This window comes from Gallintestinimicrobium propionicum, from assembly GCF_025567525.1.
Taxonomy (GTDB): domain Bacteria; phylum Bacillota; class Clostridia; order Lachnospirales; family Lachnospiraceae; genus Gallintestinimicrobium; species Gallintestinimicrobium propionicum.
This window is the reverse complement of the sequence record NZ_JAOQJY010000026.1, coordinates 35,113-54,739: the sequence shown is the minus strand read 5'-3', so window position 1 is coordinate 54,739 and position 19,627 is coordinate 35,113. Positions and strand designations below refer to the sequence as shown.

At 47.6% G+C, this 19,627-nt stretch carries 14 protein-coding genes; 2 read left to right on the top strand and 12 right to left on the bottom strand.

From position 1 onward, the window contains the following. Positions 1–206: 206 nt before the first annotated feature. From OCV62_RS15730 to OCV62_RS15715, 4 genes are all read right to left on the bottom strand, one after another. The gene (locus tag OCV62_RS15730) at positions 207–1,859 is read right to left on the bottom strand and encodes a galactose/methyl galactoside ABC transporter permease MglC (RefSeq protein WP_262587873.1); all 1,653 of its coding nucleotides are present in this window, start codon (positions 1,857–1,859) and stop codon (positions 207–209) included. Between the two features lie 17 nt (positions 1,860–1,876). Further along, entirely contained in the window at positions 1,877–3,385 is a 1,509-nt protein-coding gene (locus OCV62_RS15725) for a sugar ABC transporter ATP-binding protein (RefSeq protein ID WP_262587872.1), read from the bottom strand. Between the two features lie 87 nt (positions 3,386–3,472). Next, positions 3,473–4,801, bottom strand: a complete 1,329-nt coding sequence (locus tag OCV62_RS15720; protein WP_021916103.1) for a substrate-binding domain-containing protein — start codon at positions 4,799–4,801, stop codon at positions 3,473–3,475. 202 nt (positions 4,802–5,003) lie between these two features. Continuing rightward, positions 5,004–6,347, bottom strand: a complete 1,344-nt coding sequence (locus tag OCV62_RS15715; RefSeq protein WP_262587869.1) for an MATE family efflux transporter — start codon at positions 6,345–6,347, stop codon at positions 5,004–5,006. A 411-nt stretch (positions 6,348–6,758) separates the two neighbouring features. On the opposite strand from OCV62_RS15715, the gene gpmA reads away from it, so the two are divergent. After that, positions 6,759–7,508 (top strand): 2,3-diphosphoglycerate-dependent phosphoglycerate mutase, encoded by a 750-nt coding sequence (gpmA, locus tag OCV62_RS15710; protein ID WP_021916105.1) that lies wholly within the window; start codon positions 6,759–6,761, stop codon positions 7,506–7,508. 364 nt (positions 7,509–7,872) lie between these two features. Here the strand turns inward: gpmA and carB are convergent, their stop codons facing one another. The 4 genes from carB to OCV62_RS15690 form a co-directional block, all read right to left on the bottom strand. Further along, positions 7,873–11,097 (bottom strand): carbamoyl-phosphate synthase large subunit, encoded by a 3,225-nt coding sequence (gene carB / locus OCV62_RS15705; RefSeq protein WP_262587867.1) that lies wholly within the window; start codon positions 11,095–11,097, stop codon positions 7,873–7,875. Positions 11,098–11,192: 95 nt separating this feature from the next. After that, positions 11,193–12,218, bottom strand: a complete 1,026-nt coding sequence (locus OCV62_RS15700; RefSeq protein ID WP_262587865.1) for a glycosyltransferase family 2 protein — start codon at positions 12,216–12,218, stop codon at positions 11,193–11,195. Next, positions 12,215–13,348: an A/G-specific adenine glycosylase gene (gene mutY, locus OCV62_RS15695; protein WP_262587864.1), complete on the bottom strand. Its 1,134-nt coding sequence runs from the start codon at positions 13,346–13,348 to the stop codon at positions 12,215–12,217. The genes OCV62_RS15700 and mutY overlap by 4 nt, the downstream gene beginning before the upstream one ends. A 28-nt stretch (positions 13,349–13,376) precedes the next feature. Next, positions 13,377–14,006 (bottom strand): DUF1653 domain-containing protein, encoded by a 630-nt coding sequence (locus OCV62_RS15690; protein WP_262587861.1) that lies wholly within the window; start codon positions 14,004–14,006, stop codon positions 13,377–13,379. A gap of 179 nt (positions 14,007–14,185) precedes the next feature. On the opposite strand from OCV62_RS15690, the gene OCV62_RS15685 reads away from it, so the two are divergent. Then, the gene (locus OCV62_RS15685) at positions 14,186–15,430 is read left to right on the top strand and encodes a GNAT family N-acetyltransferase (RefSeq protein ID WP_262587859.1); all 1,245 of its coding nucleotides are present in this window, start codon (positions 14,186–14,188) and stop codon (positions 15,428–15,430) included. 112 nt (positions 15,431–15,542) lie between these two features. Here the strand turns inward: OCV62_RS15685 and OCV62_RS15680 are convergent, their stop codons facing one another. The 4 genes from OCV62_RS15680 to OCV62_RS15665 all read right to left on the bottom strand — a co-directional run bounded on the left by OCV62_RS15680 (position 15,543) and on the right by OCV62_RS15665 (position 19,626). Then, a complete protein-coding gene (locus OCV62_RS15680) occupies positions 15,543–16,508 on the bottom strand; it encodes a Gfo/Idh/MocA family protein (RefSeq protein ID WP_262587857.1) in 966 nt (321 codons plus the stop codon). Between the two features lie 77 nt (positions 16,509–16,585). After that, on the bottom strand, positions 16,586–17,716 hold the full coding sequence (locus OCV62_RS15675; protein WP_262587855.1) for an amidohydrolase: 1,131 nt from the start codon (positions 17,714–17,716) through the stop codon (positions 16,586–16,588). A gap of 69 nt (positions 17,717–17,785) precedes the next feature. Further along, positions 17,786–18,667, bottom strand: a complete 882-nt coding sequence (locus OCV62_RS15670; protein ID WP_117962228.1) for an ABC transporter permease — start codon at positions 18,665–18,667, stop codon at positions 17,786–17,788. 11 nt (positions 18,668–18,678) lie between these two features. Then, positions 18,679–19,626 (bottom strand): ABC transporter permease, encoded by a 948-nt coding sequence (locus OCV62_RS15665; RefSeq protein ID WP_021916247.1) that lies wholly within the window; start codon positions 19,624–19,626, stop codon positions 18,679–18,681. Position 19,627: the final 1 nt, after the last annotated feature.

Below are 19,627 nucleotides of genomic sequence, written 5' to 3'. Positions count from 1 at the left end.
TTCTCGCGCCGAGGCGCGGTTGCTTTAGCAACCATCTACCCTTGCGCCGAGTGCGCATCCTCGCGGAGCGTTTTTATCGTATAGAAACGAAGTTTCCTATACGACAAAAGACCGCCCTCGCCATCCATCGGACGGCCGGGCGGTCCTGCTTTCCTATTTTCCTGTAAAAACGTTGTCGGAATCAAAAGCCTCCAACGTTGATATCCTTATTTTTTCTGTACATATTTCAGACAGTCAAGGGTTACGGCTGCCAGGATAATGATACCTTCAAAGATGAACTGAAGGTTTGTATCAATACCCAGAATCGTCAGAGAGTAGGTCAGAGAGGTAAAGATCAATACACCCGTTACAACTCCGGAAATCTTACCGATACCACCGGTAAAGGAAACACCGCCAACTACGCAGGCTGCGATGGCATCCATATCCCATCCCTGTCCATAAGCTGCACTTCCGGAACCAACCATACGGTTACATTCCAGCCAGGAGCCGAAGCCATACAGGATACCTGCCAGGATAAATGCTCCCATCGTTACTTTGAATACAGAAATACCAGATACTGCTGCTGCTTCCGGATTTCCGCCTACCGCATACAGGTTTTTACCAAATGTTGTTTTATTCCAGATAAACCATACAATGATAACTGCTGCAACTGCCCACAGGATGATCGTCGGGAATTTGCCGATCTGCGGAATGAAGGTGTTAGGGATCGCAAAATCGATGGCACCGAAGGATACACCCTTGGTAGCATAGGTTACCAGGCCAAAAATGATCAGCATATTCGCCATTGTAGAAATAAACGGATGCATTTTGAATCTTGCCATGAAGAAGCCGGCAATCATGGAAAATACCGTTGTAAAGATCACACACATTAACAATGCAAGCAATGCTTTCGCAGTAGGAGCCATAGCAGAGAAGTCAAATATATGCCCGAATACGGCACCTGTATTGATTCCATTATGCATGATAATGGTTGCTGTAACCATACCCAGACCAACCATACGTCCTACCGAAAGGTCCGTACCTGTCAACAGGATCAGGCCGGCAACACCAAGTGCAAGGAACATACGCGGGGATGCCTGCTGCAAAATGTTCAGGATGTTGGTAACGGTCAGCAGCTGTGTATTTTTAACAATCGGTGTGATGATACACAATGCAATAAAAATCAGGATGATTACGATGTACAGGCCATTTTTGTACAAAAACTGGGATAAATTGAAGGAGTATCTGTAATTTTCCAGTTTCTGTGCTCTCTGCTGAGGGAATGTGAACTTGGAGGTTCTCAGCAGATCGATCAGATGATATTTATGCATGAATGCTTCATGTCTTCTGTCTTTGATCTCCTGCATTCTGGATTCGTGAGCCATCTGTGCATCAAACAATTTGTTTTTCAACACATATTTTTCAGCCTTGATCTCCTCTGCATCCTTCAGAGAAGCGATCTTTTTCTGATGCTCGCTCTTTAAATCTGCTTTGACCTTCTCATATCTGCTGTTTTCTTCTGCCTTTGCAGCCTTACAGCTATTGTTTACTACATCGTAGTAATCCTTCTTGTAATGCTTCGCCAGATAATCCTCTGCCTCTGCGATCAGCTTTTTAATTTCTTCCTTGTTGTCTGCTTCTACCTTTTTCGCATTTTCCAGCTCTTTTTTGCTGTTTTCAATGATCTTATCTCTCTGTGCTTTGGATAAGTTCTTATTTTCCTTTGCGATAGCGATCTGGTTTTTCAGATCATTCACCTTGTCCGATCCGTCTACGCGTAATGCGTCAATTTTCTTTTGGATCTTTTCCACATATTCATCGATGGGCTTCAAAAGCTTTGCTTCTTCTTCAGCCGAAATAATAACGCTGTTTTCTGCCATTTCCACTTTTCCTCCTGTTACAGATATTTCGCACTGAGTCTCAGTAATTCTTCCTGGTTTGTTTCTTTTGTATTTACAATTCCAGCCAGGCGTCCGTTGGACATAACACCGATCCGGTTGGTAATACCAAGAATTTCCGGCATTTCGGAAGAAACAACGATGATCGTTTTTCCCTGTTTTGCCATATTGATGATCAGTTCATAGATTTCATATTTTGCTCCAACGTCGATTCCTCGTGTCGGATCATCCATCATGAATACGTTTGGAGAACGCTCCAGCCACTTACCGAAGATGGCCTTCTGCTGGTTACCGCCGGAAAGGTTGGAGATCATATCATCCGGTCCCATACATTTTGTATGCATGACCTTGATCTCATCGGCTGTTGCACGTACCATCTTATCATTGGATAATGCGATCCCGCTTTTATAATGATTCATATTTGCAATGGTAGTATTGAATGTGATATCACCCTTTAAGAACAGACCATTGGCTTTTCTTTCCTCTGTAATCAGTGCAAATCCATGATCCATAGCATCCTTCGGAGAGGAGAAGTTCATCAGTTTTCCGTCATACACGACCGTTCCTTCTGCTTTTGTACGAATTCCGAAGATCGTCTCCAGAAGCTCGGTACGACCGGCACCAACCAGACCATAAAATCCAAAGATTTCTCCTTTTCTGATATCAAAAGAAATGTTCTGCAGTTTTGGTGCATATTTTGTTGATATATTTTGTACGGAGAGAATGGTTTCTCCCGGTGTATTGTCTACAGGTGGAAATCTGTTATCCAGAGAACGACCAACCATGGCGGCGATCAGTTCATTCATATCTGTTTCTGTGCTCGCCTTGGTCATAACCAGGCTTCCGTCCCGCAGCACCGATATTTCATCACAGATTTCAAATATTTCATCCATTTTATGTGAAATGTAAATCAGAGAAATTCCCTGAGCCTTCAACTGACGCATCATCTTAAAGAGTTTTTCAACCTCCGGTGCAGTCAGAGATGAGGTAGGCTCATCCAGTACGATAACTTTGGAATGATAGGAAATCGCTTTTGCGATCTCACACATCTGCCTCTGAGATACAGACATTTTTTTCATTGGTTGGGTCAGATCCACTGTAATTCCCAGTTTTCTGAACAGATCTGAGGTTTCTTTTTTCATTCTTCCTTCGTCGACAACCCCAAGGGAATTCTTTGGGTATCTTCCAAGGAACATGTTATCTACAACACTTCTTTCAAGACACTGGTTCAACTCCTGGTGTACCATTGCCACCCCGTTTTCCAGTGCATCCTTTGGTCCGGAAAAGTTCACTTCTTTTCCATCCAGTACGATGGTTCCTTCATCTTTCTGATAGGTTCCAAAAAGACATTTCATCATTGTCGATTTCCCGGCGCCGTTTTCACCCATCAGTCCCATAATGGTTCCAGGTTTGACATTCATGCTAATATGCTTCAGAACCTTATTTCTACCGAATGATTTGCTCATGCCGTTAATCGATAAGATATATTTGTTCTTATCTTCTGTCATAGCTGTGCTTCCTTTTCTTAGTAAAGAAGGGCATCATTGCTGACACCCCTCTATAAATTCATCCATTTACGCTTTTTCGATCTCTAATTATTTGGAAAGAAGAGATGTGTATGCTGCTGCATTATCGGTCTTAACCATGTTAATTGCGAAAGCATCATACTCGCTCGGGTTTCCAAGACGGTTTGTGATATTGGATTCTGTCTGTCCATCTCCACCGATGTAATCTACTTTCAGGTTCAGCAGATCATCATACTTCTCCAGCAGCGGCTGATAGGTAGAGCTCAGGAAGTTATCCGATGCGTTGTAGATGTTCAGCCATACTTTTTTAGACGGGCTCTTGCTTTCATCCAGCTGGTTGGCAACCTTGTCATAAACTCTTGTCGAATCTGTGAAATCGTTGTAGTTTTCAGCTGTTACAGCAATATTTAACGCATAGTAGGATCTATCTTCTTCGCTGTATCTGTAGTCTTCACCTTCTACCAGGCAGTTTCCGGCATCATCTGCTGTACCGATACCGGTATCAATATCTACACCGTCCAGTGCGTTACGCAGGACTCTCAGTGTCAGGTAAGCCTGCACGTCTGCATGCTGAGAAATTGTTCCGCCGTAGCCTTCACCGATCGCTGCTACAGCATCGCTGTTTGCATCGTAACCGAAGGTAGGAACCTTGTTGTCTTTTGCCCATGCGTTGAACATGGACATTCCCATACCATCGTTATTGGAAACAACAACATCAATCTGATCGCCGAAGGAAGCTGTCCAGATTCCGATCGCATTACCAGCTGTTGCAGCATCCCATGTTGCACCTGCTGAGTTCTTCATTTCCTGAGAAGCCAGCTCACGGATCGTATATGTTTTTCCATCTACTTCCAGAGTTGCATCCTGTACAACCTTTGCTTTTCCATCTACGTTTGTTCCAGCCGGTGTGGAATCTACTGTGCCGTCTGCTTCTACGCCGGTTCCCAGTGTAGAACGAACACCACGGGTACGAGCGATAGAATCGTTGTGTCCGATATCACCGATTGCCAGAACATATCCGATCACGCCATCACCATTTCTGTCAATGGTTTCTGCATTCTTTTTGATGTAATCCAGAACCATCTGTCCCTGCAGTTCAGCACCCTGATTAGCATCAAACCCTACATAGTAAGTATTGCCGTTGAAGTTCAGAGCTTCTTTGTCCAGCTCGCCGGTAGCACTGCTGGAGGGCTGACGGTTAAACCAGCACAGAGGCTTGTCTTTATTTTCTACAGTTGCATCTGCTGATGCAGCAGAATCTGCAGCTTCTGTTGCCGCTGCTTCTGTTTTTTCTGTTGTGGTTGTAGATGCTGTAGAATCTGTTTTGGCTCCGCCGCAGCCAACCATGGATAATACCATAGCTGCTGCCATCATTGTTGCTAATGCTTTTCTTTTCATTTTTTCCTCCCATTTGGTTGTTTTGCTAAATTTCTTTCGTTCTCAGCTGATAAACCTATTATAATCACAAGATGATTTATTAAAAATAGAATATTTTTTGATTAGTTATTGAAATTTTTAGCTATTTCATAGTTTTTTTAAGATTTTTACAGTAATCCTGTATAGTTTCTTTCATTTCAGGAGGTCAGGTATGTAAAAGATTTCACAGTCTCTTCAAACACGCCCGGTATCTTGCTGTAAAAATTCCGGCTGAGACAGCTGCAGTCAGCACTTCTGCCACCGGGAACGCACCCCAGACACCTGTAATACCGAATATCCTGCTTCCAATGGAAGCAACCGGAACGATAAGCACCAGATAGCGCAGCAAGGAAATGATAAAGGATGGGATTCCCTCCCCAAGTGCCTCCAGTGCACCGGAAGCCACAACGCTGATTCCGGAAACCACAAATCCGAGGCTGATGATCCGAAGTGCAGCCGCCCCTTCCCGGATCGTTACACCGTCCTTGGAAAACATACCCATGATCGGTTCCGGAAGCAGCAAAAACAGCGCCGTACCGACCATCAGGATTCCAAAGATCAGTCCGGTACACACGGATAGAATCTGCTTCATCCGCTTTTTTTCTCCTGCCCCGTAATTAAAGCTCAATATCGGACGCATGCCCTGCACAATACCGCTGGCAGGCAGATAAAGGAAGGTCTGCAGCTTGAAATAAACACCCAGCACCAACACATAAACCGAAGAAAACGCGCCTGCGATTTTGTTCAGCAAAGTAATCAAAAGGGACGGCATGCCCAGAGTCAGGGAAGACGGGATTCCAACCGCATAGAGCCTGCCACAGATCGCAGGATCCGGCTTCATATCTTTTATATGGATGGAGACGCCCAGCCCTTTTTTCCTATGCCATACAATATACATGACAAGCGGCACGATCTGTCCGATCACGGTAGCAATCGCAGCACCCTTTACTTCCATCCGCGGAATGGGACCAATTCCAAAAATGAGGATCGGATCCAACACAATATTCGTCAGACAGCCCGCTGCCAGACATAAGGTCGGAACGATCATATTTCCCAGTGACTGATAAATTTTTTCATAAGCAATATAGACGGAGATCACAAGGGAAAAGCTCAGTACCCAGGTTCCATAGGTAATACCCATCTGATAGATTTCTTCGTCTGTCGTAAAAAGTCTCAGAAAAGACGGAAGAATTGCTGTCAAAAGCACCGACATCAGTACACCGTGCACAATGCTCAAAAACAACCCCTCAGAGGCGCTCTGATCCGCTTTTTTATGTTCTCCCATTCCCAGGAAAAATGCGACTGCTGCACTGATTCCGACCCCAAAGCCTACGCTGATGCTCGTGACCAGTGTCTGCAGCGGATAGACAAGAGAAATTGCCGTCAGCGCCTTCTCTCCGACCCTTGCCACAAACATACTGTCAATAATGTTATAAAGCGAATTTATCAGCATCGACAGCATCATCGGCAAAGACATTGACAATACCAGCGGCAGCACCTTCTTTTCTTTCATAAAATTCTGATCCATTTTGACTCCTTCCTTTCCTCTACGGCAACAATAGAATGCACGCTCTACGAGCATTCTATTGTCATAAATAAAAAAAATATGCCTTGGCACATTCTCGCGCCGAGGCGCGGTTGCCTCGGCAACCATCTATCCTTGCGCCGAGTACGCATCCTCGCGGAGCATTTTTATCGTATGGAAACGAAGTTTCCTATACGATAAAAAAGAGCTATAAACCCTGCAGTTTTAATCTCAGAAACTGCAAAATCTATAGCCCTGTATCAGACAAACCCTATGACCAAACTGTTAGGATATTACCATATCCTGTCTAAAAAGGCAAGCTAAAGTCTTGATTTTTCCGTTCAAATCGTGTATGCTTGTTTGGAATCAAGCAGGCTTAAATGCCTTAAATCACAATCAGGAGGAACAATCACTATGGGTTATCAGTTAGTTATGATCCGCCATGGCGAAAGCGTATGGAATCAGAAAAACCTGTTCACCGGCTGGACTGACGTAGATCTGTCCGAAACCGGACACAAGGAGGCTGCACAGGGCGGCGTTCTGTTAAAGGAAGCAGGCTTCTCCTTTGATGTTTGCTATACTTCTTATCTGCAGCGTGCAATCCACACCGCTAACCATGTTCTGCAGGAGTTAAATGAAGAATGGATTCCTGTTATCAAAACCTGGAAATTAAACGAGCGTCATTACGGTGCTCTGCAGGGTCTCAACAAATCCGAAACTGCTGAAAAATACGGCGAAGCTCAGGTTAAGGTATGGCGTCGTTCTTTCGACGTTCAGCCCCCCGCTCTTGAGCCTACCGACGAGCGTAATCCTGCTCTGCAGGCTCCTTACAAGAACGTAGATCCGAAGGAGCTGCCTCTGACAGAGAGCTTAAAGGACACCATCGCAAGAGTAATTCCTTTCTATGAAGAGAACATCAAGAAGGACATGCTGGCTGGCAAGCAGGTTCTGATCGCAGCTCACGGCAACTCTCTGCGTGCTCTGGTTAAATATCTGGACAACATCTCTGAGAATGAAATCACAGAGCTGAACATCCCTACCGGCGTTCCGCTTGTTTACGAGTTTGACGATAACTTCAACGTAACCGGTCATCATTACCTTGGCGACCAGGCTGCTATCGAAGCTAAGATGAACGCAGTTGCAAAACAGGGCGCAAAGAAATAAATTTCTTAGAAATAAATTTCTTAGAAATAAATTTCTTAGAAATAAATTTCTTTGAAATAAATTTCTTTGAATAAAAAGAAGGACATGCTTTTCATCTCCGGATGAGCTGCATGTCCTTTTTTTATTATCGTATAGAAAACTTCGTTTTCATACGATAATAAACGCTCCGCGAGGATGCGCACTCGGCGCAAGGGTAGATGGTTGCTAAAGCAACCGCGCCTTGGCGCGAGAATGTGCCAAGGCACATTCTTTTTTATATAAGAAGCCTCATTTTCCATTCGCGTTGTATGCTGCCGGGCGCACCGTAGCAAAAACAGCCGCCGTACAAACACGGCAGCTGTTTTTATTATCGCTATCTGATATTTTATTTATCGATAATGCTTGCATGGAACTCCTGCAGAGACTGCACCGGAAGCTTGCCGTCACGTTTTGCGGAACGGATGCCTTCTACAGTTGCCTTTGCAGCAGCCATGGTTGTAATATACGGAATACGGTTCTTAATGGCAGCCTTACGAATGTAGCTGTCGTCGGTTGTACCCTTCTTGCCGCGGGGAGTATTGACAATCAGCTGGATCTGGTCATTCGTGATCTTATCCAGGATGTTCGGACGTCCCTCGTTGAGCTTGCATACCTTCAGGGCAGGAATACCGGCCTGTTCGATCAGGTCACAGGTTCTGCCGGTTGCCATAATTTCAAAGCCAAGCTGATAGAAGCCTCTTGCAACGTCAACTACCTCTGCCTTATCTCTGTCATTAACAGAAATCAGCACGCAGCCGGAAGTGGGCAGCTTGGTCTTTGTCGCTTCTTCTGCCTTGAAGAATGCATCACCAAAGTCTGTAGACAGTCCAAGAACCTCACCGGTGGAACGCATTTCAGGTCCGAGTACCGGGTCAACCTCCGGGAACATATTGAAGGGGAATACCGCTTCTTTTACACCGTAGTGAGCGAATTTCTTTTCTTTCAGCTCCGGTACCGGGCTCTTGCGTCCGGTATAAGGCAGGGTAACGATATCCGTTGCAATCTGAACCATGTTGATGCCGCAGACCTTGGATACAAGCGGAACGGTTCTAGATGCACGGGGATTTGCCTCGATGACAAATACCTTGCCGTCCTCAATCGCATACTGCATATTCATCAGGCCAACAACATGCAGCTCCTTTGCGATCTTTCTGGTGTAGTCTTTCAGAGTTTCGATCTGCTCTTCTGTCAGTCCTCTCGGGGGAATGATACAAGCAGAGTCACCGGAGTGAATACCAGCCAGCTCGATATGCTCCATAACAGAAGGAACGAATACATGCTCGCCATCGCTGATTGCGTCCGCTTCACACTCGGTTGCATGATGCAGGAATCGGTCAATCAGGATCGGTCTGTCCGGTGTTACACCCACTGCCTGCTGCATGTAGAAGGTCAGCGCTTCATCGTCATAAACGACCTCCATGCCGCGTCCACCAAGGACGTAGGAAGGACGTACCATAACCGGATAGCCGATTCTGTGAGCAGTTTCCAATGCTTCTTCCACATTGACAGCCATGCCTGCTTCCGGCATCGGAATCTCCAGCTTCTCCATCATTTCACGGAACTGGTCACGGTCTTCTGCAAGGTCGATGGCTTCCGGAGTGGTTCCGAGAATATTGACACCGTATTTCTTCAGGTCTGCTGCCAGATTCAGCGGAGTCTGTCCACCGAACTGTGCGATAACGCCAACCGGCTGTTCTTTTTCATAAATTGCAAGGACATCTTCCAGAGTCAGAGGCTCGAAATACAGCTTGTCGGAAGTGTCGTAGTCTGTGGATACCGTCTCAGGGTTACAGTTTACAATGATCGTGGAGAATCCGAGCTTACGCAGTGCTTTTGCAGCATGTACGCAGCAGTAATCGAATTCGATACCCTGACCGATTCTGTTAGGACCGCCGCCGAGGATCATTACCTTCTGTTTGCTGTTGTCTACCGGGCTTTCGTCCTTGATATGATAGCTGGAGTAATAGTATGCGGAATCCTCAGTACCACTTACATGAACACCTTCCCAGCCTTCCACAACACCAAGCTCTGTTCTGCGTGTCCGAATTGCTTCCTCGGATACACCCAGGATCTGGCTTAAATATTTATCAGAGAAGCCATCCAGCTTCGCCTGTTTCAAATCAGCATCTGCAGGAACCTGTCCGTGATAAGCAGCAACGAGCTTCTCTTCTTCCTCAACCAGCTCCTTCATCTGCTCGATAAAGTAATCCTTAACTTTGGTCAGTTTGTTGATTTCTTCTACAGATGCACCCTTACGCAGTGCTTCATACATGATGAAATAGCGCTCGCTGCTGGGAGTTGCAAGCATGGTCAGAAGCTCCTTTTTGGACTTCTGATCAAAATCCTTTACATGACCAAGACCATAACGGCTCTTTTCCAGAGAACGGATCGCTTTCTGGAATGCTTCCTTATAAGTCTTGCCGATGCTCATAACTTCGCCGACTGCTCTCATCTGAGTTCCGAGTTTATCCTCTACGCCCTTGAACTTTTCAAATGCCCAGCGCGCGAATTTCAGAACGATATAATCGCCGTCCGGAACGTATTTATCCAGTGTGCCATATTTACCGCAAGGAATTTCATCCAGAGTCAGACCGCTTGCCAGCATTGCAGAAACAAGAGCGATCGGGAAACCGGTTGCCTTACTTGCAAGTGCAGAAGATCTGGAAGTTCTGGGGTTGATTTCAATAACAACAACACGACCGGAAATCGGATCATGTGCAAACTGTACATTCGTACCGCCGATCACCTCAATTGCGTCTACGATACGATATGCCTGATCCTGCAGCTTCTTCTGTACCTCCTCGGAAATCGTCAGCATTGGAGCGGAACAGAAGGAATCACCGGTATGCACGCCAACGGGATCGATGTTTTCAATAAAGCATACGGTAATCATATTTCCTTTTGCATCGCGGACAACTTCCAGCTCCAGCTCTTCCCATCCAAGAATGGACTCTTCTACCAGAACCTGACCCACGAGGCTCGCCTGCAGACCTCTTGCGCAGACTGTCTTTAATTCTTCCTTATTATAAACAAGACCGCCGCCGGCGCCGCCCATGGTGTATGCAGGACGCAGAACAACCGGATATCCCAGCTTGTCCGCAATCGCAAGTGCCTCGTCTACGGAGTAGGCGACGTCGCTTCTTGCCATCTCAACACCAAGCGCATTCATGGTATTCTTAAACTCAATACGATCTTCGCCGCGCTCAATTGCATCTACCTGAACGCCGATTACCTTTACATTGTATTTGTCCAGCACGCCTGCTGCCTGCAGTTCGGAGCAAAGATTGAGTCCGGACTGTCCGCCCAGGTTCGGAAGCAGTGCATCCGGGCGTTCCTTCTCAATAATTTGCTCGAGACGTTCCACATTCAGCGGTTCAATATATGTGATATCCGCTGTGTCCGGATCTGTCATGATCGTTGCCGGATTCGAGTTTACCAGTACGATTTCGTAGCCCAGCTTTTTCAGTGCCTTACAAGCCTGTGTGCCGGAGTAATCGAACTCACATGCCTGTCCGATAATGATCGGTCCTGAGCCAATAATCAGTACCTTATGAATGTCTTGTCTTTTCATAAATCCACCCATATTATCCTTTCTGTAAACGTATTCCCTAAAAACCCATTGTATATTCTAGCACAATTTGCAAAGGACAACAAGATTTTTTTCGATTAGTTGAAGCCAAAAAACTTCTGGCAGATTTTGTAGCCTTCCACGGAAATCCATCTTCCGGTTTTTCCAGGCAGATTCATACAGTTTCCTAAAAGGCCGTAACGCAGCTTTCTGTAAACCTTCTTGTCCTTTTGGCTGATGTAGTTTAACAGCTCACGCTTTTTCTCGAGAGATTCCGGTGTGTTGATGCGGATCAGCAGGATGGAGGAGATCGTCGTAATGATGTCCAGATAGCTTAGCATATACTTTGCAAGGGGCTTATTGCCCATGATCTCGCTCTTCTTTTCCACAAAGTAGTCTGTCATGATCTGGTTGACCTTGATCTGCTGGTCGATTCGTCCGGTCATGACCTTTTCGTTGACGGACTGATCTGACCTGCCGATAAAATAGCGGTAGAAATTCACATCCAGATAGTACATGTTGCGGACATACGGCAGAGGCTCAAAGACATAAATATTGTCCACATAAAACGTATGCTCCGGAAGCTTTAAACCGCATTCCCGCAAAAGCTTCGTCCGGTAAATAACGGAATGCATCAGGATATACTGACCAACATGGAAACGTCCGACATCTTCCCAGCCAAACATACGGTATTCCGGCAGGACATGTTTATAACGCATCACCTTTTTGCGGCGTTCACCCTCTTTTTCGTAAACAAAGTTGCTGATCAGAAGATCAAGTGTATCCACACCGCCGGTCAGCTCTCTCAGCTTTTCCAGAATGGCGAGATAGGCATCTTCTTTTACCCAGTCGTCACTGTCTACCACTTTAAAATAAATTCCGGTCGCATTTTCAATTCCGGTGTTGACCGCAGAGCCGTGTCCGCCGTTTTCCTTATGGATCGCCTTTACGATCGTAGGATATTTTGCCGCATATTCGTCTGCGATTTTAGCGGTGTCATCCTTCGAACCGTCGTTGACAATCAAAATTTCAACATCCTCTCCCCCCGGAAGCAGAGATTCGATGCAATGTGCCATATAATCCTGCGAATTATAGCAGGGAATTGCAATAGAAAGCAGTTTCATAGTGTTGTTCCTTTCATCTTCTGGATACCTGTCTGAATTTTCAGATAGGCGCTGTAGGCTGCAAATGCGGACGGAATCGGGTAATTTCCTTCGATTTCCTGTGTCTCAACAAAAAGGAGGGATTCATCCTGACCCATGGGCTCCAGTTCATCCACCAGAACCTGATAGCCGGTCATGTGCCACTCCTTATGGGTGAAAATATGCTTTGATTCCGGAAGCGTCTCTATCCGGACAGCTTCCACACCCTGTTTTTTCAGCCATTCCCTGACCTCTTCCAACGATGCCTTTTTGTCCATCGCCGGAAATTCATACAGTCCCGCCAGCAGTCCCTTTTTCGGACGCTTACGCAAAACGACCTGTCTACTCGTCCGAATCACGAGAATCGTCTTATCTTCGATCGTCCTTGCCTTTTTGGCTGCCTTTTGCGGATACTGCTGCCAGGTGCCATGCAATCCTACAAGACAGAATTCCTGCCACGGACAGTTGCTGCACTTCGGTGCACCGTTTGGCAGACAGACGGTTGCGCCAAGCTCCATCAACGCCTGATTAAAGTCACCGGGGCGATCCTTTGGCATGACAGGACGCAGATCATCCTCTACTCTTTTTTTTACCGACTGATCGGAAATATCGCTGTTATCCTCCAAAAGCCGGGCAATGACGCGCAGCACGTTTCCGTCCACTGCGGGATTGGGCTGTTTAAAGGCAATCGAAGAAACCGCGCCAGCTGTGTAGCTTCCGATTCCTTTTAGCTTTAAAAGCTCCCTGTAATCCGACGGCATCTCTCCGCCGTATTCTGTCACAATCTGCTGTGCCGCAGCCTTTAAATTCCGTGCCCTGCTGTAATAGCCGAGCCCTTCCCAAAGTTTTAATAATTCATCATCATCCACTTCGGCGAGCGCTTCGATATCCGGCAGTCGTTCCATAAAGCGCGCAAAATACGGTTTTACCGCCTCGACCCGCGTCTGCTGCAGCATGATCTCCGATACCCAGACCCGATACGGCGTCGGTTCTTCCCGCCAGGGTAAGCTCCGTCTGCTTTTATCATACCATGTTAATAGCCCCGGCGCAATCCGGTTTAACAGTTCCTGTTTTCTCTGTACTTCAATATTCCTTGAGGTTTGTTGCTTCAATCCAGTTCTCCGTTTTTTTCTTTTTTGCTCACCGCAGGCGATTGCACTCATAACGCTCCAGTGTCATCAGGCAGCTTTTCAGCGTGTCGTACTGCTCCTCCAAGCTGCCCTCCGAAAGCTCCAGATCCAGGGAAGCAGCAATGGCATTCAACATATGAAGATCGACTTTGCCCTCCAGCGATGCAAATACTTCCAGCTTTTCTTCGTAGCTGTCCGCATCTAAAAAAGCGAGCAGACCGGGATCGGGCTGGGGCTCAACAGAGTTCTCTGAGGATGCTGCAACGGCCCGGGACTCAACAGTGCTCTCTGACGGCATTGCAGCGGGCCGGGGCTCAACAGGGTTCTCTGACGACATTGCAGCGGGCCGGGGCTCAACAGGGTTTTCTGACGGCGCTGGAACGGGCTGGGGCACTGCCGCTGCTTCTGCCATCGGGATTCTCATAAAACGGTCTTTTCCCGCTGCATCAGGATATTTCTTTGCATCCACCTTTTCCAAAAACATGGAAAGCGGTCTTGCAAAAACCTGGAACTCTCCATAAAGTGCCTGATAGATCACAAGCTGCTCACCGGTTTCCGTATGGGTTGCCAGTGCCACAATCCGATAAAGCTTTCCTTTAAAATGCTGATAAATTTCTCCTGCCTGGGGAATCTGATTCATCAATTTGCCTCCTGTCCCTTTCTGCAGTCGTTTCATCCATACGACTCTCTGATATCACAGTATACTCTAAATTTCAAAAGCTGTCATGCGAAAAGTTTTCCTCTTTACGAGCCTTTCATTTGGTTGTATGATGTCTTTGAAATCTAAAGACCGCATCATTCAGAAAAGAGGCATCTTCTATGTCAGACAAGGACACGCACACTTACCTTGAAATCAACGGTGATTTCCGCATGCGTGAGCTCGATCACAACGATCTGGAGCAGTTCAACGCACTTTTACAGTATGCTTTTCAGGTAACCTCCTACGAGCTCTTCCAGACCGGCTGGGAGCAGGAGGAGATCAAATATGCCAAACGTCCGATTCTCGAGGACGCTTATGTACTCGGTTGGTTTTATAAAGAAAAGCTGGCATCCATGATCGTTGTTTATTCCATGCAGATCAACATTCAGGATAACATTATGGCGATGGGCGGCATCACCGGAGTCACTACTTATCCGGAATACACCGGACGCGGACTGATTCATTCCCTGATGCGCTATGTCATCGACTATATGCACAAAAAGAAGCTTCCCATTTCCTTTCTATATCCATATTCCATTCCATTTTATCGGAAAATGGGCTGGGAGATCGTGTCCGACAAACTCACCTTCACTGTCAAGGATACGCAGCTTCCAAAGGCCTTCCCCGTCCGGGGCATGGTCGAACGTGTCAGCCTGGATTCCGAGGATTTTCATAACGTGTATTCCTATTTCGCCATGCAGCACCACGGTGCACTCATTCGCGACAAGCTGGCCTGGGATGAATACTGGCGCTGGGAAAATGATGATATGATCGTAGCCCTTTATTATAATGAAGAGCACAAGCCCCTTGGTTATCTGGTTTATTACATTGCAAATGAAATTTTTCATATTAAGGAAATGGTTTATTTAACCAGCGAGGCCAGACACGGTCTATGGAACTACATCAGCGCGCATTTTTCTATGATCACACAGGTACGAGGGGATAATTATTCCGGCGAACCCATGGCATATCTGTTTGAAGACAGTGAGATTGAAGAAACGATAGCTCCCTATATTATGGCACGAATCGTGGATGTTGAAAGCTTTTTGCAGGAGTATCCCTGGCAGATCCAACCGGAGGATTTCAAAATCCATTTCCGGGTTACAGACGGCCTTGCTTCCTGGAATCAGGGAGATTTTCTCGTTTCCTGGCACGAGGGTGGAACAACCTGTGAGCGTGTCGAGGACAATCAGTCCATTAACGTCGTAGAACTCGACATTAACACGCTCACTGCCTTGATGATGGGCTACAAGCGCCCGACCTATCTTTACGACCATGAAAAAATTTCAACGGAATACTACATGCTAACCTGGCTGGAGCGGCTGATTCCGGTCAAGAAACCGTATTTTTCGGATTATTTCTAAACTTCGCGACAGAAACCCCGCCCTGCAGGAATGCGCACCGGGTACACCAACACAAAAGCGGTACAGAGCTCAAAATCTGTACCGCCTTTTTCTGCACGTTGTTTCCGATAGTTCACTCTTTCTTTGCCGTCTGAATCTGATCAAACAGCTCCGCGCAGGCAATTGTCGTCGCATGCGGAACAACCGGACTTTCCGTCTTCTTTGCGCGCACGCAGCGGATCGTCTCTTCGATCTCGTAGGTAAAGCCCTTCTGCGTCGTCGTATCTGTGAATTCTTCCTTCAGCATTCCATCCGCCCCATATAAAAAGCATTTGGACGCATAATGGGGATCGGGCAGCTCAATGCGCCCTTCCCGACCGTAAATCACCATGTTGTTGCCCATGGGCGCTGCAAAGCTCGTCACAAGATCTGCCAGCACATGTTCGAACTTCACCGTAACCTGATCGGTTAAGTCTACACCGGTCTGATCAAGGTTCGCAGCCGCATAGGTTTTGCGGACAGGCTCATTGACCAGCCAGGTCGCGATTTCATAGGCATAAACCGTGATATCCGTCGCAGCTCCGCCGCACAGCAGAGGGCTGTGATACCGATTGTCTGCTCCCTCCGGCGCGAGAAAACCGATTCTTCCCTGTAAGGCTTCCAGTCTGCCGATTTTTCCTTCTGTCGCCCATTTTTTTGCCTGGTTGACCGCCGGCAGAAAACGACTCCACATCGCTTCCATTACAAAGGTTTGGTCTTTTTCTGCTTTTTCAAAAACGGCTTTTGCCTCTGCACTGTTTGTAAACATCGCTTTTTCGCACAACACCGGAACGCGATGCTCCAGACAAAGCATCGTCAGACGGAAATGGTCGTTTGGCGTCACTGCAATATAAACACAGTCCGGCTTTTCCTCTATCAGCATCTGCTCATAGTTGTCATACGCATGGGCTACGCTGCATTCCTCCGCAAATTTTTGTGCGCGTCCCAGATCCTTACTGGCGATCGCGCTCACCTCACAGTCCTCCACCAGCGTCACTGCATCGCAAAACTGATGTGCGATGTTACCTGCTCCCATAATGGCAAATCGAAATGTGCTCATGTTTTTTACCCCTTTTCTTATATTGTGTTCTTACGCAAAAGCTGCGTATTGCTGTACATATTCCTCGGCTGCGTCACTCAGGCATTTTCCTCGCCCCAGCGCAGCAGCAGACGACTCAAATACCGTACCGCAGGCATCAATGCCGCCGGGTCCACCTGAAAGGTCGGCTGATGGATTGTCGCCCCCTTTCCGATGCCGATTTTAATATAGCAGCCGGGCACTTTCTCCATGTAGAAAGAAAAATCATCTCCGCCGAGCGACTGTTCTTCCGGAACAGTCTGAAAGCCCTCCGCTTCTGCCGTTTTCCTTGCAAAAGCCGCCATTTCTGCATCGTTGCAAACAACCGGAGGACCCGGAATCCACTCTACCTCTGCGGACGCTCCATAGGCAGATGCGGTCTGCTCTGCAATTGCTTTTAAGCGTTTTTCAAACAGGCAGCGATCCTGCCGATCCATGGTCCGAACAGTTCCCTCCAGCTGTGCTGTCTGCGGAATCACATTCCAGGTATTGCCCGCTTCCAATCGCGTAACGCTGATGAGTGTAGGATGGAACGGATTGATATTGCGGGTCACGATCGTCTGAAATGCCTGAACCATGGCTGCAGCCGCCGGAATTGGATCAACTCCATCATCCGGGTGTGCGCCGTGGCAGCCGACGCCCGTTATCGTAATCACAAACCGATCTACTGCCGCCGCAACTGCGCCCTCCCGGATGCCGATGGCATTGACCAAATTGGTCGGATCAGAATGAAAGCCCCAGACGCGCGTAACCGAATCGAGTGCCGTCGTTTCCAACACTTTCCATGCCCCCAAGGAGGACTCTTCTCCTGGCTGGAAGAAAAACCGCACTGTCCCACAGAGCTCGTCCTTATGTTCCTGCAGCCAGATCGCAGTCCCGATTCCCGCCGTGATGTGAAAATCGTGTCCGCAGGCGTGCATCTTTCCCGGACATTTCGACGCATAAGGTAAATCCGTCAGCTCAGTAATCGGCAGCGCGTCAATATCGCAGCGAAGTGCCTGCAGCGGACCATCCTTTTCTCCCTTTACCTCCGCAATCAGACCGGTTTCCATCGGAATCGGCAGGATCTTTACATCCGCTGCTTTCAACAGCTTTTTAATCTGTGCAGTTGTATCGTATTCCTCATAAGACAGCTCCGGATGTCTGTGAAACCAGTAAAAAATTTCCATTAAATCCATTTCCTGTATCATCGCAAATCCCTCCGATGTCCTCCTGCAGTGTTCCTGCTGCAGTTCTTTCTGCTTTTGCGTGTTCCAGTCTTACTTTCCGCTATTGGGATCCAGCGCATCCCGCAGCGCGTCACCGATAAAGTTAATCGCAATGACCAGCACCACGATCATCAGCCCGGACGGAATCCAGAGCCACGGCTGTTTCGTCAGTACAGTCAGCGACTGCGCGCCGTTTAACATGTTTCCAAGGCTCGCGGTCGGCGGCTGCACACCCATTCCGAGGAACGAAAGTGCCGCCTCATCCAACATCGACAACGCCAGAACCGACGTTGCATACACCAGAATCGGCGCAGCGGTATTTGGCAGAATCTCGGAAAACAGAATATACGGAAGCGGCATTCCTGCCACGAGATCACTTTTAATAAAATTACTCTCCCGCAGGCTCAGCACATTGCCGCGAACCAGACGGGCAATTCCCGGCCAGTCTACAAAGCCCAGAATCAGGATGATGCTCCAGAGCCCCGGCTTAAAAATCGACGCCGCAACCAGCACCAGCAAAATATAGGGAAACGACATGACCATATCCGTAAAGCGCATGATAATCATATCCGCAGCGCCGCCAAAATACCCGGCGATCAGTCCTAGAATCACACCGATCACAGTAGAGATCGCCGTCGCCAGCACACCGACCAACAGGGAAATCCGCGTCGCATACAAAAGCCGGCTCAAGACGTCACGACCGATCTGATCCGTTCCCAGCCAATGCTCTGCTGTGGGCGCTTTGGAAAAGCCTCCGACGATTTCATCCGGATTGTACGGTGCGATGATCGGGGCCAAAAGCGCTGCCACCACCAAAACCGCTAAAATCACAAGGCTGACCGTTGCCAGATGATGTTGTTTAAAACGACGGATGACGGTCTGCAAATAGCTTTCTCTTGAAATATCTTTTTTGATACGATCTTTTTTCTCCATCTTCGCCGCTCCTATTTCAGCTGGATTGTCGGGTCTGCCAGCGCATATAAAATATCCGTAATCAGGTTTGCCGCCAGCACAACGATTGCAGACAGCAGGCAGACACCCATAATAACCGGATAATCCCGGTTCGTGATTGCGCTCATCGTCATCAGTCCGAGTCCCGGCCAGGAAAAGACCTGCTCAATGATAACCTGACCGCCGAACAGCACCGGAATCTCCATTCCGATTACCGTAATAATCGGGATCAGTGCGTTGCGCAGCGCATGCTTATTGATGACAAGAAATCTTCCGATTCCCTTTGCCTTTGCCGTGCGCAGGTAATCCTGCTGCAAAATTTCCAGCATCGCGCTTCGAATATAACGGATATTTGTACCCGCCATGGAGGTAGCCAAGACTAACACCGGCATCACCATATGCTTTGCCACATCACCCGCGCCGCCTGCAGTTCCGAGCGTCGCCATTCCGCTGGACGGAAGCCAGCCAAGTTTTACCGTAAACAGATAGATCAACAGCAAAGAAAGGAAAAATCCGGGCACGCTGCTTCCCAAGAAGGAAAGTGTAACAACCGTATAATCTCCTGCGGAATACTGCTTGATCGCACTGTAAATTCCGGCGGGCACCGCCATCAGCAAGCTGACCAGAAGCGATACGCCCATCAGCAAAAGCGTCGGTCCCAAATGGCTTGCGATCATCTCGCTGACTGCCTGATAGGACTTGATCGAATAGCCCATATTTCCATGTAAAAGCTGTTTTAACCAGACAAAATACTGCACATAAAACGGTTTATCCAGACCGAGGGCGATTTCCTTTGCCGCAACCGCAGCCTGGGAAATTCGGGGTCCCTGCAGCATCTGCAGTGGGCTGCCCGCAAGACACATAATCGCATAGTCGATGATCGTGATCCCGATCAGAACCGGGATGGCGATCAGGATGCGCTTGATCATATATTTTCCCATG